The organism is Flavobacterium sp. (assembly GCF_039595935.1).
GTDB lineage: Bacteria > Bacteroidota > Bacteroidia > Flavobacteriales > Flavobacteriaceae > Flavobacterium.
This window is the reverse complement of the sequence record NZ_JBCNKR010000005.1, coordinates 258,456-272,302: the sequence shown is the minus strand read 5'-3', so window position 1 is coordinate 272,302 and position 13,847 is coordinate 258,456. Positions and strand designations below refer to the sequence as shown.

Sequence of the window (13,847 nt, the reverse complement as noted above, 5' to 3'; positions counted from 1 at the left end):
AAAGTAACAAAGGCGCAAAGGTTTATTTCTTTTGCGCCTTTTTTTTCTCTCGCAGATTTAGCAGATTCAGCGGATTTTTTTCATATATAATCTAAAAAATAATCTGCCTAATCTGCTAAATCTGCGGGAAACGAAAACTTTGAGACTTTGTTTCTTTGCAACTTTGAACCTTAAAAAATAAATTGCCTGAAATATCTAATTAGATTATCTTTGCACTTCAAATAAAGAAAATAGTATGTTTGATAATTTAAGTGATAAGTTAGATAAAGCGTTCCATATATTAAAAGGGCACGGTAAAATTACAGAAGTAAACGTTGCTGATACCTTAAAAGAAGTTCGTCGTGCTTTACTTGATGCCGACGTTAACTTTAAAATTGCTAAAGATTTTACCGCAAGAGTAAAAGACAAAGCAATTGGTCAGGACGTATTAACAACATTACAGCCAGGGCAGTTATTAGTAAAGCTGGTAAAAGATGAGTTGACAGAATTAATGGGTGGAGATGTTGCTGGTGTAAACTTATCAGGAAATCCAACAGTAATTTTGATGTCAGGTTTGCAAGGTTCTGGTAAAACTACTTTCTCAGGAAAATTAGCAAACTTCTTAAAAACTAAGAAAAACAAGAAACCACTTCTTGTAGCCTGTGATATCTACCGTCCGGCGGCGATCAATCAGCTGCACGTTGTGGGAGACCAAATAGGTGTTGAGGTTTACTCAGAACCAGAAAATAAAAATCCTGTAGAGATTGCACAAAACGCAATTAAACACGCTAAAGCAAACGGATTCAATGTTGTTATCGTCGATACAGCAGGACGTTTGGCAGTAGATCAGGAAATGATGGATGAAATTGCACGTGTTCACAAAGCAATTCAGCCACAAGAAACATTGTTCGTTGTCGACTCTATGACAGGACAAGATGCTGTAAATACAGCAAAAGCTTTCAACGATATCCTGAATTTTGATGGGGTTATCTTAACGAAATTAGACGGTGATACTCGTGGTGGAGCTGCACTTTCGATCAAATCGATTGTAAACAAACCAATCAAATTTGTTGGTACTGGAGAAAAAATGGAAGCAATTGATGTTTTCTATCCAGAACGTATGGCTGAGCGTATCTTAGGAATGGGAGACGTTGTGTCTCTTGTTGAAAGAGCTCAGGAACAATTTGACGAAGAAGAAGCTAGAAAACTTCAAAAGAAAATCGCTAAAAACGAATTTGGTTTTGACGACTTCTTAACGCAGATTCAGCAAGTGAAAAAAATGGGTAATATGAAAGACTTGGTTGGAATGATACCAGGAGCTTCAAAAGCCATGAAAGATGTTCAAATTGAAGACGATGCTTTCAAACATATCGAAGCTATTATTTATTCGATGACGCCAGCTGAAAGAAGCAAACCAGCTATTATCGACGTAAAAAGAAAAGCCAGAATCGCAAAAGGTTCAGGAACAAAAGTCGAGCAGGTAAATCAGCTTATGAAACAGTTTGACCAAATGAGCAAAATGATGAAGATGATGCAGGGCCCAGGCGGAAAAAATCTGATGAAAATGATGGGAGGTATGAAAGGGATGCCGGGTGGTATGCCAGGAGGAATGCCGAGATAAAATAAGAAAAAGTTTCAAGTTTAAGGTTTCAAGTTAAGAGGCCAAAACTTGAAACTTTTTTAATTACATAAATAGTAAGTTTCAACAGTAACATGAAACTTGAAACCTGAAACAAAATAAACACAACAAAATGCAGCTACTAGACGGTAAAAAAACATCTAACGACATTAAAAACGAAATTGCAGCCGAAGTTCAATCCATAAAAGCAGCCGGAGGAAAAGTACCTCATTTAGCAGCAGTTTTAGTGGGAAACAACGGAGCAAGTTTAACTTACGTAGGAAGTAAAGTAAAATCATGCCAGGAAATTGGATTTGATTCAACTTTAGTTGCTTTACCAGAAACGATTACAGAAGACGAACTACTTGCTAAAATTAAAGAGCTAAATGAAGATGATAATCTAGACGGATATATCGTTCAATTGCCTTTACCTAAACATATAGATGAGCAAAAAATCTTATTAGCAATCGACCCAGACAAAGACGTTGACGGATTTCACCCAACTAATTTTGGTAGAATGGCGCTTGAAATGGAAAGTTTTATTCCGGCAACACCATTCGGAATTATGGAATTATTAGAACGTTACAAAGTAGAAACTGCAGGAAAACACACAGTAGTAATTGGAAGAAGTCATATTGTAGGTCGCCCAATGAGTATTTTAATGAGCCGTAAAGGAAATCCGGGAGATTCTACTGTTACATTAACACACAGCCGAACTAAAGATTTAGCAGAATTCACTAAAAATGCAGATATCATTATTACAGCTTTAGGAGTTCCAGAATTTTTAAAAGCTGATATGGTTAAAGACGGAGTAACGGTTATCGACGTTGGAATTACACGTGTAGACGATGCATCAAACCCAAAAGGATACGTTATTAAAGGTGATGTTGATTTTGACGGAGTAAGTAAAAAAGCATCATTTATTACACCAGTTCCGGGTGGAGTAGGACCAATGACAATTGCTATGCTTGCTTAAAAATACACTTTTAGCACGCAAAATGAGAAGTGCAGGAAAATAAGACAAAACGAATAAAATAATATTGAAAGTCCATCTGTTAAAGATGGGCTTTTTGGTTTTACAAAGCGATATAAAAACATTCGGAATTTGAAATGAAAACATTTTATAAAAGTAATGACGGATTGTTTGAAATTCCGGAATGGAGTTCGAACTGTTGGATTAACGTAGATTCGCCAACGTTAGCAGATAAAAAATATTTACTAGAAGAACTAAAAATCCCGGAAGCCTTTTATAATGATATTGAAGATATCGACGAAAGACCCCGCATCGAAACAGAAGATGGCTGGACGTTAGTAATTTTGAGAGTTCCCATAAAAAAAGACGATATAAAACTTCCCTTTTATACGATACCGTTAGGATTCGTTTTTAAAGATGATATAAAAGTTACAATCAGCTTTTACAAAACAGAAATTATTTGCGATCTCGTACGTTATTCGCAAAAGAAACATATTCAAATAGGCGATAATTTTTGTTTGGTTTTAAGGCTTTTGCTGTCATCAAGCGTTTGGTATTTAAAATATCTTAAACAGATTAATCAGAAAATTAAACAAGCAGAAGACAATTTAGAGAAATCAATTAAAAATGAAGAACTGCAGACATTGCTTCAAATTGAAAAATGTCTCGTGTATTTTATGACATCCTTAAAAGGAAATGATGTTTTATTTCATCGTATTAAAAACCTAAAAATTCAAACACAAAATTACGACACAGATTTGGTAGAAGATGTTGAAATTGAGCTAAGCCAGGCACAAGATACCGCAAATATTTACAGCGATATCCTGACCAGAATGGTTGATTCTTACGCTTCTGTGATTTCGAACAACATGAATAATATCATGAAACAAATGACTTCAATTTCGATTATTTTGATGATTCCAACCTTAATTGCCAGTTTATATGGGATGAATGTTCCAAACGGGCTCGAAGAAATTAAATACGGAATTTGGATTCTTCTTTCTATCTCAATCATACTTTCGGCTGTTGGAGTATATCTTTTCAAGAGAAGAAGATGGTTTTAAACCTAAAACAAAAATAAAAATGTAAACCTGTTCTTTACGAATAGGTTTTTTGTTTTTCTGCTATTAAGAGATATTCAATACCTGAAAAATAACTCCTTTAGGGGTTAAATATCGGTAGCTAAAAATTATGAATTTCTGAAAAATATCCCGTAGGGATTATACATTCTAAATGGAATGAATCTCCCATTATATTTGCATCCAAAAAATAAATTTCAATAAAAACTCATTTTTTTATTTGTCAATTCAAAATAAATAATAACTTTGTAACGCAAAGTACTTTAATTATGAATCAAAAGCACCAAGAAGATTTAGCACATATTCGTTCCATGATGGAGCGCTCTTCAAGATTTATATCGTTAAGCGGACTTTCAGGAGTTTTCGCGGGTCTTTCGGCTTTAATTGGCGGAATATATGTTTATCAGCTTTTTAAAGTAAATGGGATCGAATATTTTACAGATGAACATGTACTATTATCAGGCAGTTTAGTTTCAGAATTAATCTGGATTGGTGTTGTAATTTTAGTTTGCGCATTCGTATTTGGAACTTTTTTTACCGTTAGAAAAAGCAAAAAATATAATTTACCAATTTGGACTTCTGCCACAAAAAATATGTTGTTTAATCTGGCAGTTCCACTTGCAGCAGGAGGAATATTTTGTTTAGCATTAATATATCACGGATATTACGGTTTAGTAGCTCCGTCTACTTTACTGTTTTATGGACTAGCCGTTATCAATGCCGAAAAATATACATTTTCGGATATAAAATATTTAGGATTTTCTGAACTTTTATTAGGATGTATTTCGCTTTTCTATATAGGGTATGGATTAATTTTCTGGATCTTAGGATTTGGAATCCTGCATATCGTTTATGGATTAGTGATGTTCAAAAAATACAAATAACCCAATGGGAATTATTGATAAACTAAATAAAGATTTTGAAAGCCGTGTCAGATTGGGTATTATGTCCGTTCTGATGGTTAACGACTGGGTAGATTTTACCGAGATGAAAACGCTTTTGAATATCACCGATGGTAATTTAGCAAGTCATTCTTCTGCTTTGGAAAAATCTGAGTATATCGAGATTAAGAAAGAATTTGTTGGTAAAAAACCAAAAACATCTTATCAGGTAACTCCGCTTGGCCGTGCGGCGTTTAAAGAACACCTTTCTTACCTCGAAAAATTAATGAAATCGTAAAAACTAAATTTTTTTTGTCTAATTACTTTGAAAAACAAAGTGCTTTAAAAATTAAACCATGAAAAAACATCAAATTATTTTGGCTTGTACAGGAATATTTATCCTGTTGTTTTACAGAGAAGGCGTCGGAATAAATATCTCTATTTTTGGAGTAACATTAACGTTATTAATCAGTTATATTTTTCAGGAAAAGTTTGTAAACAGGTCGCATCTGGTACTGGTAATGACTTCAATTTTATCTTGTTTTGCTTTTGCCTGGTATGGAGATGCAGCTTCGTTTTTTGCTTTAGCATTGTCAATTCTGTTTTTGCAATTTAAAACTCAGGACGGAAAACTAAAAATAATACAAGTTTTTCCTTTGATTTTCTTAAACGGAATTACATCATTAGGGCGCATTTTTATGTTTAGTCAATGGCTTCCGGAAGGAAAAATTCACAACGATTTTGCGAAAAAATTGGTAGCATTCGTTGTTATTCCTGTAATATTTCTAGGCTTGTTTTTTATTGTATATTCTTTTGGAAGCAATCATTTTTCTTCATTGTTTACAGACTATACTTTAGATATCGATATTTTCCAGTTGGTTTTAATCAGCATACTTGGATTTTATATTTCTTTCAGTTTCTGGAATTATTGGGTTCCGGATGCCTGTTATGAATTCAATCCAAAACTGAATAATGATTTCGATAATATTTCAGAAGTAAAAAATCAAAGTACATTTTCATTTCTTGATCTTGATTTTGAAAGAAAAAGCGGTGTAATCACATTATTCCTGCTTAATATTTTACTCTTAGTTTTCATCGGAACTTATAATTACGAACAGTTTTTTGAAGTTGTAGAAAAAACAAATTTAAGTGCTGATACACACGAACGAGTAAATGCTGTGATTTTTTCAATTTTAATGGCTGTTGGTGTAATACTGTTTTATTTTAAAGGCGGATTTAATTTTGATGAAAAAGCAACAACATTAAAAAGACTGGCAAAATTGTGGATTGTACTGAATGTTGTTTTAATTGTGAGTGCTTTAATAAAAAATTCTGAATATGTATCATTTTACGGTTTAACCTATAAACGTTTAGGAGTTTATGCATTTTTAACTCTTGCCATTATTGGATTGATCTATTCATTTTTAAAAATTACAAAACAAAAAACCAATGCTTACTTAGTAAACCAAATGGTTTGGTATTTCTACGGAACAATCTTAGTATGCAGTTTTGTGAATTGGGGAAATCTGATTACAAAATATAATATCTCAGTTAATAAAGGAGTAGAGCCTGTATTTTTAAGCGGATTGAATTTTAACGAAGATGCTAGAAGAGCGTATTTTGAGAAAAATAATCTTGATGGTAAACAAGTCGAAGCAGACAGAGAAAAACTCGTTGATTTTTACCAAAACAGCACTTTTTTATCTAAAGCCTTGTATTATGAGTTTTTAAATAACAAACAGAAATAAAAATACAAAGCCCCGTTTGAAAATCAAAAACGGGGCTTTGTATTTTTATTTATCTCCTCTTTTCTTAAATCGAGGATCGTGTTTCGATATAAAAGTTGTTCTTCTGTTTGAAGCCGAAGGTTTGCTAGGGCTTTCGACTTTAGGTAAACTCGCTTCTTCAGTTTTACTCGAAGGCTCAATTAACTGATTTAATTCTTTAATTTCCGCATCAGTTAAATCGCGGTAACGTCCAACAGGAACATCTAACGAAATATTGATAATTCTGATACGTTTTAAAGCCGTAACTTCATAACCAAGATATTCAGACATTCTTCGAATTTGTCTGTTTAAACCTTGCGTTAAAATGATTTTAAATGTGTATTTGCTGATTTGCTCAACTTTACATTTCTTGGTAACAGTATCCAAAATAGGAACTCCATTTCCCATTCGTTGTATAAAACGTTCCGTAATAGGTTTGTTTACCGTAACAGTGTATTCTTTTTCGTGATTATTTCTGGCGCGCAAAATCTTATTTACGATATCACCGTCATTAGTCATAAAAATTAATCCTTCACTGGCTTTATCTAATCTTCCAATCGGGAAAATACGTTTTGGGTAATTAATATAATCGACAATATTGTTTTTAACTTCAAGATTGGTTGTACATTCAATTCCAACAGGCTTATTGAATGCCAGATAAATCAATTTTTCGTGTTTTTCAACGATTAATTTTCCATCTACGCGTACTTCATCATCTGGCGAAACTTTCGTTCCCATTTCCGGTACAACACCGTTTATTGTTACACGTCCTTCTTCAATTAATTTATCAGCTTCGCGACGAGAACAATACCCCGTTTCACTTATAAATTTATTAAGACGTTTTAAATTTTCTTCCATAATGCAAAAGTAGCTAAAATTTAAGATTTAAGAGTTTAGATTTTAGATTTTCCGCAATCTCGTCATTCCTGTAAAAGTCACTTATTTCGGTAACGGATTTATCATTTCGATTGGCTTTTTTCCATCAATTCCCTGATGTGGCCTTTCGTGATTATAGTAATATAAATATTGTAATAATTCTTCTTTTAGTTCTTCCAAAGAATCAAAATCAGTTTCTCTGAGCAGATCATCTTCAAGAGTTCGCCAGAAGCGTTCGACCTTCCCGTTTGTCTGTGGTCTATAAGGTTTTGTATGTCTGTGAACAATTCCCAATTCCATAAGCATTCTCTCAAAAGGATGGTTATATTTCTGCTGGCTGGTTTTGATTCCAAATTCAGGTCCATTGTCAGATAAAATCTCTTCAAATTTTATCTCATAATGATCGCTTAAGATGTTTAAGCATTTTAATGACGCAAACATAACCGTTAAACTAGTGATGTCTGGGATTAATTCTGCCCAGGCAATCCGGCTGTAGTCGTCAATTATACATACTAAGTACAATTTTCGATTTTCTCCTTTTATGATGCTTTTGCTTAAGTGATGACAATCAATATGACCAAGCTGTCCCATTCTTTCCTTGATTATTTTTTGATGATTCTTTTTAATCTTCGGAGTTAACCTGTTTATTTTATTACGCTTTAAAATATTATAAACTCCTGAATATGAAGGTGTGTTTTTTCCTAATTTTGGCTTTAAGATACTAACAATTTCATATTTGTTGTTTCCTTTTTCCCTTAATTCAATTACTTTTCGTTCTATAAATGGCAGAGGACGTCTTGTCTTGTATTTTGGACCACGCTTCTGAGGAAGCAGATCCAAAGACTTACCGCTCTGCTTATAACGGTTATAATACTTTAAGAAGCTTTTTCTGCAGGTGTCATTTGCCTTGTAAAAATCCATCGCCTTTTTATGCAACGGATGAGTCTTGTTTTTTACTTGCTCATATTCTTTTATTAAAAAACGATACTTCTCTAAATAGTTTCTCTCTAATGTTGAATCCTGACTGTTATTTCTCATCGCAACAAAATTTATTAAAGGTAAATTTTGTTACCGAAATATCTAACCTTTACAATTCCGAGGAACGAGGAATCTCCGCGAGTAGCTCGACAAAGATTGTCCACCGTTTTGTGCGGAGTTACTTGCGGAGATTCCTCGTTCCTCGGAATGACAAAACTGTACTTAGACTATCAGAATAAAACCTTGCATCTTAAATTAAGAATGAAAAATCGAACTATCCTCTGGAGTTTCTTTTCTTTCAAACATCCCGTAATCGCGCACAACCGTTGCAATTCGTAAATGATAATCTTTAAAAATCCCATTTCGGCCTTTTGTCTGTGCATGACGATGCATTTCGAGATTTCGCCATTGCTGGATGCTTTCTTCGTCTCTCCAAAAAGATAAAGACAAAATTTTTCCAGGATCATTAAGACTCTGAAATCTTTCTATGGAAATAAAACCATCTATATGATTCAATTCAGGACGAAGACTCGCAGCAATATCTAAATACTCATCTTTTTTTCCTTCGTTCGGAATAACTTCAAAAATTACAGCGATCATTTTAATTTTAGATTTTAGAATTCAGATTTTAGATTTTGGATAAACCTTTGTCGCTTTGTGCCTTTGTACCTTCAAACAAAAACTTGATTACTTTATCATACAATTCATCATCATGCATTCCATGGCCTAAGCCGCTGGTTTCGATAAACTGACTGTTTTTCCAGTTGCTGGCTATTTTTTTTCCTTCTTCAAAAGCGACAATTTTATCTGAAGTATCATGAGCGATAAAACCGGGAATTGTAAATTGGGATGCAAATTTTTCTCCTGAAAAATCTTCCAGTTTAAAGTTAAAGCGATTTATGAATTTACTTTCTAAAAGAGGCAACATTTTAGAGTTCAGACTCAACATTGAAATGTAATTATCAATCAAAGTTTTTAAATCAGAAGGCGCACCGAGAATTACCATTTTATTGATGCTCGTGTTCGGAAATAAATATTGATGGTAAACGCAGGCTGCACCGCCGATAGAATGCCCGATAATAATTTCCGGCTGATATTTTTCAACCGCTTTATTTATAAATTCAGCATAAAGCGGAACATTAAATTCTTTACCGCTGCTTTGTCCGTGCGCTGGTGCATCTATAGCGATAATAGTACTTCCTGATTTTTGAAGATGAGGTAACGTTTTTTTCCAGCGAGAAGAATTGCTTTCCCAGCCGTGAACCAAAAGAATTTTAGTTTCGTTTCCTTTCCAGATATAAGTTTGAAAATGATGTTCGTTATGGTGAAAAATTTCTGTTTCAGTATTTTTTAAGATTTTCGGAAGATCTTCCTTTTTTAATCGGCCAATTCGGGGCTGACTAAAAAGGGCATAAGAAAGTTCCATGGCTTTTTGCGGACGCACATAACTCAAAAAGTTAATATAAGATCCTACTGATTTTAATGTAATAAAGCGTATTCCTTTTTTAATTTTCAAAACTTAAATTTTTATTCTTGTAAAGGTAAAAAATATGATTTTAAACTTGCTGAAAAATATTTTGCCACAGATTAAAAAGATTAGCGCAGATTAATTCATTCAATTCCGAAATAAAAATAATACTTATAATCTTTTTAATTTGTGGCAAAAATTAAACGCAAAAAAAAGTCCCGATTTAATCGGGACTCTGATATTTAGAATTTTGAGAACAATTGTTCCATTTTTTCTTTTTCTTCTTCTGCTAATTGCGTGTCAACTAAAATTCTTCCAGAATGCTCATCAGTGATGATTTTCTTTCTTGAAGCGATTTCTACCTGAGTTTGTGGTGGAATCGTAAAGAAAGATCCTGCAGAAGCTCCTCTTTCGATAGAAACTACAGCTAATCCGTTACGAACACTGCTTCTGATTCTGTTATAAGCTGCTAATAATCTGTCTTCGATTTGTGCAGCATATTCAGCAGATTTCTCAGTTAAGAAGATTTCTTCTTTTTGAGTTTCAGCCATAATAGCATCCAATTCAGATTTTTTATGTTTTAAGTGAGAGCTTTTAGCATCAAGTTTTTCTTTTAAATTAGAAATAACTTCTTTTTTATGCTCGATTGAAGCTTTCATTTCTTTGATTTGCTTTTCAGCTAATTGAATTTCTAATTCCTGAAATTCAACCTCTTTTGTTAAAGAATTAAATTCTCTGTTATTACGAACTGATTCTTGTTGTTTAGTGTATTTCTTGATAACCTCTTTATGCTCCTCAATAGCAATTTTCTTTGCTTTGATTTGCTCATCAATCACTTCAAGTTCACCTTTCAGTTTCTCTGAACGAGTGCTCAAACCTGCAACTTCATCTTCTAAATCTTCAACTTCTAAAGGAAGTTCTCCTCTAACGTTTCTGATTTCGTCAATTCTAGAGTCAATAAGCTGTAAATCATATATTGCTCTTAACTTGTCCTCAACACTTAATTCTTTCGTATTCGTCATATTCTATAAGTACTTAACTGGATTTGTATTTTCTTCCGATAAAATGATCGCAAAATTAAGAATTTTTTTTCGAAGATAATCAACAATATAGTTTTTTGTATAGCGTTCACTCTCAAAATGACCAATATCGGCCAAAAGTAATTTGTTTTCGGCTTCATAAAACTGATGATATTTTAAATCAGCGGTTAAAAAAGCATCGGCTCCGGCCTGAATTGCATTTTTAATTGCAAAACTTCCTGAACCGCCCAAAACAGCAACTTTCTTTATTTTTTTTCCTAAAAAGGCAGAATGACGAATTCCTCTTGCAATCATGTTGTCTTGTACATACAAAAGAAAATCTTTTTCATCCATTTCATTTTCGAGTTCACCAACCATTCCGAGTCCGATATTTTGATGCGAATTTTGTAAATCATAAATTTCGTAAGCCACTTCTTCGTAAATATGATTGTTTAAAAGCGCTTTTAAAATTCGGGATTGTAAATGTTTTTCAAAAATAACTTCAATTTTTATTTCAGTTCCGGTATGTAATTTTCCCTTTTCGCCAATTACAGGATTGCTTTTTTCATTTCCTTTAAAAGTAAAAAATCCTTCTGAGTTAAAACTGCAGCTGTCATAATTTCCAATTGTTCCGGCACCAGCTTCAAACATGGCATTACGAACTTTTTCGGCATTGTCAGGAACGGTGTAAGTCACTAATTTTTGAAGAAATTGCTGTTTCGGAACCAATATTTTTGTGTTTATTAAGCCTAATGCATTACAGAAAATTTTATTTACACCCTGCGAATGATTATCTAAAGCGGTATGAACAGCATAAATGGCAATGTCATTTTTTATAGCTTTTAAAATAGCTCTTTCGACATAATTTTTTCCGGTAATTTTTTTAATTCCTGAAAATAAAATCGGGTGAAAACAAACAACCAGATTACAGTTTTTGTTTTTTGCTTCTTCAATTACATTTTCAAGCGCATCATGACAAACTAAAACTCCTGTGCTTTCTGTATCGGGATCTCCAACTAAAAGTCCAACATTATCAAAATCTTCTGCATAGGCCAGAGGTGTCATTTCTTCTAGTACGGATATAATTTCTTTGATTTTCATTGGTGGTTTTGTTACAAGTTTTTGTTTTTAGGCTGTAAATTTTGAACAGTTACTAAACCTAAAACAAATTAACGAAAAAAATTATACTTTCGTAAAATGAACCTACTTCGAAAAATACTTTTCCCTTTTGCTGTTTTGTTTCAAAACGACACGTATTTTTGTGTTTTTTCTTACTTAAATAAAAGATTAATGAATAGATAATTCTTTAGAATTGAATAATTCGGGAATTTATGAAATAAATAGTATGGCTAAGAGCAGAAAAATAAATGTTCAGGGAATTAATGTTGTTGTTTTTGAGGATAATCGTGAAGATTTTATGTCTCTTACTGATATTGCCAGACATAGGGATAATGAGCGAAGTGATTATATTTTGCAAAACTGGATGAGAAACCGAAGTACAATTGAATTTATTGGTTTATGGGAAAAATTTAATAACCCGGATTTTAATTCCATCGAATTCGATGGAATTAAAAATATGTCAGGTTCTAATAGTTTTTCTCTTACTCCTAAAAGATGGATTGAAGCTACAAATGCAACTGGAATCATATCGAAAACTGGAAGGTATGGGGGTACATTTGCTCATAAAGATATTGCTTTTGAATTTGCCACTTGGTTAAGTGCAGAGTTTAAATTCTACTTGATAAAAGAATTTCAAAGGCTGAAAGAAGAAGAAAACAGTACGAAAAAATTAGATTGGAACTTACAAAGAACCATTTCTAAGATTAATTACACAATTCATACTGATGCGATTAAAGAAAAATTAATTCCGGAAACTATTAGTGTTAAACAGAAAAATTTTATCTATGCTGATGAAGCGGATCTTTTAAATGTTGCTTTATTTGGTAAAACGGCCAAAGAATGGCGCGATAAAAACCAAGGTGAGAGAGGAAATATTAGAGATGCAGCATCAATAGAGCAACTGGTAGTATTGTCAAATCTTGAAAGTATCAATGCAATGTTAATACAGCAAGGAATTGCACAAAATGAAAGATTGTTGAAACTGAATGAAATTGCCATTAATCAGATGAAATCTCTAATTAAATCTAATGTTCTGAATAAATTAAAATAATGAACCTACTTCGAAAAATACTTTTCCCTTTTGCCATTTTATACGGATTTATAACTTCAATTCGTAATTTTCTTTTTGACAAAGGAATCCTGAAATCAAAATCATTTGATATTCCCGTAATTGCTGTTGGAAATTTAAGTGTGGGCGGAACCGGAAAAACGCCTCAAATTGAATATTTAATCCGATTATTATCGAACAAATATATAGTAGCGACTTTAAGCCGCGGTTATAAAAGAAAATCTGACGGATTTGTTTTGGCCGACGAAACTTCAAATGCTGAAATTCTGGGAGATGAACCATTTCAGTTTTATCAAAAATTTCCAAATGTAAAGGTTGCTGTTGATGCAAATCGTACCAACGGAATTACACAGCTGCTTTTGCAAAAAGTAAAGCCTCAGGTTGTTTTATTAGATGATGCTTACCAACACCGAAAAGTAAAAGCGGGATTTTATATTTTACTTACTTCGTATGGAGATTTGTATGCTGACGATTTTATGCTGCCAACCGGCAATTTAAGAGAAAGCCGAAGCGGAGCAAGCCGAGCTAATATTGTTGTAGTTACCAAATGTCCAAAGAATTTATCCGAAGAAAAACAAGCTGAAATTCGTTTGAAATTGAAGCTGAATTGCTGGCAGCAAATCTTTTTTACGTTTATAGATTACGATACTGTAATTTATGGAAAAGAAGAAAAAATTTCAGTTGACCAAATTAAATCAGAATCGAAAATACTTCTGGCTGGAATTGCTAAACCAAAACCATTTTTTGATTATTTGAAAAATGAAAATGATGATTGTTTAACATTTCCTGATCATCATCATTTTTCTGAAGCTGATTTAGAATCGATTCAAAATAAAGCAAATGGAAAGAAAATAATCACAACAGAGAAAGATTATGTACGTCTAAAAGATTCCAAATTGGTTTCTCAATTGTATTATCTGCCTATAAAAAGTACATTTATAAACCACCAGCAAAATTTTGATGCAACCATTCTAAATTATCTGAAAGAAAACTTAGAACCTTAGCGACTCAGTATCTTAGCA

At 32.9% G+C, this 13,847-nt stretch carries 13 protein-coding genes and 1 pseudogene; 8 read left to right on the top strand and 6 right to left on the bottom strand.

Annotated elements, in window-relative coordinates:
* The first annotated feature begins 235 nt into the window (after nucleotides 1-235).
* The 6 genes and pseudogenes from ffh (at nucleotide 236) to ABDW27_RS08520 (ending at nucleotide 6,278) form a co-directional block, all read left to right on the top strand.
* The gene (gene ffh / locus ABDW27_RS08545; protein WP_343695517.1) at nucleotides 236-1,600 is read left to right on the top strand and encodes a signal recognition particle protein; all 1,365 of its coding nucleotides are present in this window, start codon (nucleotides 236-238) and stop codon (nucleotides 1,598-1,600) included.
* A 130-nt stretch (nucleotides 1,601-1,730) separates the two neighbouring features.
* A pseudogene (locus ABDW27_RS08540) lies at nucleotides 1,731-2,616 on the top strand (tetrahydrofolate dehydrogenase/cyclohydrolase catalytic domain-containing protein).
* A gap of 91 nt (nucleotides 2,617-2,707) precedes the next feature.
* Nucleotides 2,708-3,634 carry a magnesium transporter CorA family protein gene (locus tag ABDW27_RS08535; protein WP_343695516.1) on the top strand — a complete coding sequence of 309 codons (927 nt, stop codon included), beginning with the start codon at nucleotides 2,708-2,710 and terminating at the stop codon, nucleotides 3,632-3,634.
* Between the two features lie 284 nt (nucleotides 3,635-3,918).
* Entirely contained in the window at nucleotides 3,919-4,533 is a 615-nt protein-coding gene (locus tag ABDW27_RS08530) for a hypothetical protein (protein WP_343695515.1), read from the top strand.
* A gap of 4 nt (nucleotides 4,534-4,537) precedes the next feature.
* Nucleotides 4,538-4,828, top strand: a complete 291-nt coding sequence (locus tag ABDW27_RS08525; RefSeq protein ID WP_008464519.1) for a transcriptional regulator — start codon at nucleotides 4,538-4,540, stop codon at nucleotides 4,826-4,828.
* 58 nt (nucleotides 4,829-4,886) lie between these two features.
* Nucleotides 4,887-6,278 carry a DUF4173 domain-containing protein gene (locus ABDW27_RS08520; RefSeq protein WP_343695514.1) on the top strand — a complete coding sequence of 464 codons (1,392 nt, stop codon included), beginning with the start codon at nucleotides 4,887-4,889 and terminating at the stop codon, nucleotides 6,276-6,278.
* Between the two features lie 45 nt (nucleotides 6,279-6,323).
* On the opposite strand, the gene rluF is transcribed toward ABDW27_RS08520, so the two are convergent.
* The 6 genes from rluF to ABDW27_RS08490 all read right to left on the bottom strand — a co-directional run bounded on the left by rluF (nucleotide 6,324) and on the right by ABDW27_RS08490 (nucleotide 11,738).
* Nucleotides 6,324-7,154, bottom strand: coding sequence for a 23S rRNA pseudouridine(2604) synthase RluF (gene rluF, locus ABDW27_RS08515; protein ID WP_343695513.1), 831 nt, complete (start codon nucleotides 7,152-7,154; stop codon nucleotides 6,324-6,326).
* An 81-nt stretch (nucleotides 7,155-7,235) separates the two neighbouring features.
* A complete protein-coding gene (locus ABDW27_RS08510) occupies nucleotides 7,236-8,210 on the bottom strand; it encodes an integrase core domain-containing protein (RefSeq protein ID WP_343695512.1) in 975 nt (324 codons plus the stop codon).
* A 195-nt stretch (nucleotides 8,211-8,405) separates the two neighbouring features.
* Nucleotides 8,406-8,750, bottom strand: coding sequence for an antibiotic biosynthesis monooxygenase (locus tag ABDW27_RS08505; protein ID WP_343695511.1), 345 nt, complete (start codon nucleotides 8,748-8,750; stop codon nucleotides 8,406-8,408).
* Nucleotides 8,751-8,778: 28 nt separating this feature from the next.
* A complete protein-coding gene (locus tag ABDW27_RS08500) occupies nucleotides 8,779-9,666 on the bottom strand; it encodes an alpha/beta fold hydrolase (protein ID WP_343695510.1) in 888 nt (295 codons plus the stop codon).
* Nucleotides 9,667-9,860: 194 nt separating this feature from the next.
* Complete coding sequence (locus ABDW27_RS08495) at nucleotides 9,861-10,640, bottom strand: C4-type zinc ribbon domain-containing protein (protein ID WP_343695509.1); 780 nt, start codon at nucleotides 10,638-10,640, stop codon at nucleotides 9,861-9,863.
* Nucleotides 10,641-10,643: 3 nt separating this feature from the next.
* Nucleotides 10,644-11,738: a Nif3-like dinuclear metal center hexameric protein gene (locus tag ABDW27_RS08490; RefSeq protein ID WP_343695508.1), complete on the bottom strand. Its 1,095-nt coding sequence runs from the start codon at nucleotides 11,736-11,738 to the stop codon at nucleotides 10,644-10,646.
* 244 nt (nucleotides 11,739-11,982) lie between these two features.
* On the opposite strand from ABDW27_RS08490, the gene ABDW27_RS08485 reads away from it, so the two are divergent.
* Together ABDW27_RS08485 and lpxK are read left to right on the top strand one after the other, a co-directional pair.
* Nucleotides 11,983-12,807 carry a KilA-N domain-containing protein gene (locus tag ABDW27_RS08485; RefSeq protein WP_343695507.1) on the top strand — a complete coding sequence of 275 codons (825 nt, stop codon included), beginning with the start codon at nucleotides 11,983-11,985 and terminating at the stop codon, nucleotides 12,805-12,807.
* Nucleotides 12,807-13,829, top strand: coding sequence for a tetraacyldisaccharide 4'-kinase (lpxK, locus tag ABDW27_RS08480; protein ID WP_343695506.1), 1,023 nt, complete (start codon nucleotides 12,807-12,809; stop codon nucleotides 13,827-13,829). The genes ABDW27_RS08485 and lpxK overlap by 1 nt, the downstream gene beginning before the upstream one ends.
* Nucleotides 13,830-13,847: the final 18 nt, after the last annotated feature.

Bases quoted from the DNA above. Each gene is read 5' to 3' on its own strand.
- lpxK (WP_343695506.1), top strand. From the start codon at position 12,807: ATGAACCTACTTCGAAAAATACTTTTCCCTTTTGCCATTTTATACGGA.
- ABDW27_RS08525 (WP_008464519.1), top strand. From the start codon at position 4,538: ATGGGAATTATTGATAAACTAAATAAAGATTTTGAAAGCCGTGTCAGA.
- ABDW27_RS08490 (WP_343695508.1), bottom strand. From the start codon at position 11,738: ATGAAAATCAAAGAAATTATATCCGTACTAGAAGAAATGACACCTCTG.
- ABDW27_RS08495 (WP_343695509.1), bottom strand. From the start codon at position 10,640: ATGACGAATACGAAAGAATTAAGTGTTGAGGACAAGTTAAGAGCAATA.
- ffh (WP_343695517.1), top strand. From the start codon at position 236: ATGTTTGATAATTTAAGTGATAAGTTAGATAAAGCGTTCCATATATTA.
- ABDW27_RS08520 (WP_343695514.1), top strand. From the start codon at position 4,887: ATGAAAAAACATCAAATTATTTTGGCTTGTACAGGAATATTTATCCTG.
- ABDW27_RS08505 (WP_343695511.1), bottom strand. From the start codon at position 8,750: ATGATCGCTGTAATTTTTGAAGTTATTCCGAACGAAGGAAAAAAAGAT.
- ABDW27_RS08535 (WP_343695516.1), top strand. From the start codon at position 2,708: ATGAAAACATTTTATAAAAGTAATGACGGATTGTTTGAAATTCCGGAA.
- ABDW27_RS08530 (WP_343695515.1), top strand. From the start codon at position 3,919: ATGAATCAAAAGCACCAAGAAGATTTAGCACATATTCGTTCCATGATG.
- rluF (WP_343695513.1), bottom strand. From the start codon at position 7,154: ATGGAAGAAAATTTAAAACGTCTTAATAAATTTATAAGTGAAACGGGG.
- ABDW27_RS08485 (WP_343695507.1), top strand. From the start codon at position 11,983: ATGGCTAAGAGCAGAAAAATAAATGTTCAGGGAATTAATGTTGTTGTT.
- ABDW27_RS08510 (WP_343695512.1), bottom strand. From the start codon at position 8,210: ATGAGAAATAACAGTCAGGATTCAACATTAGAGAGAAACTATTTAGAG.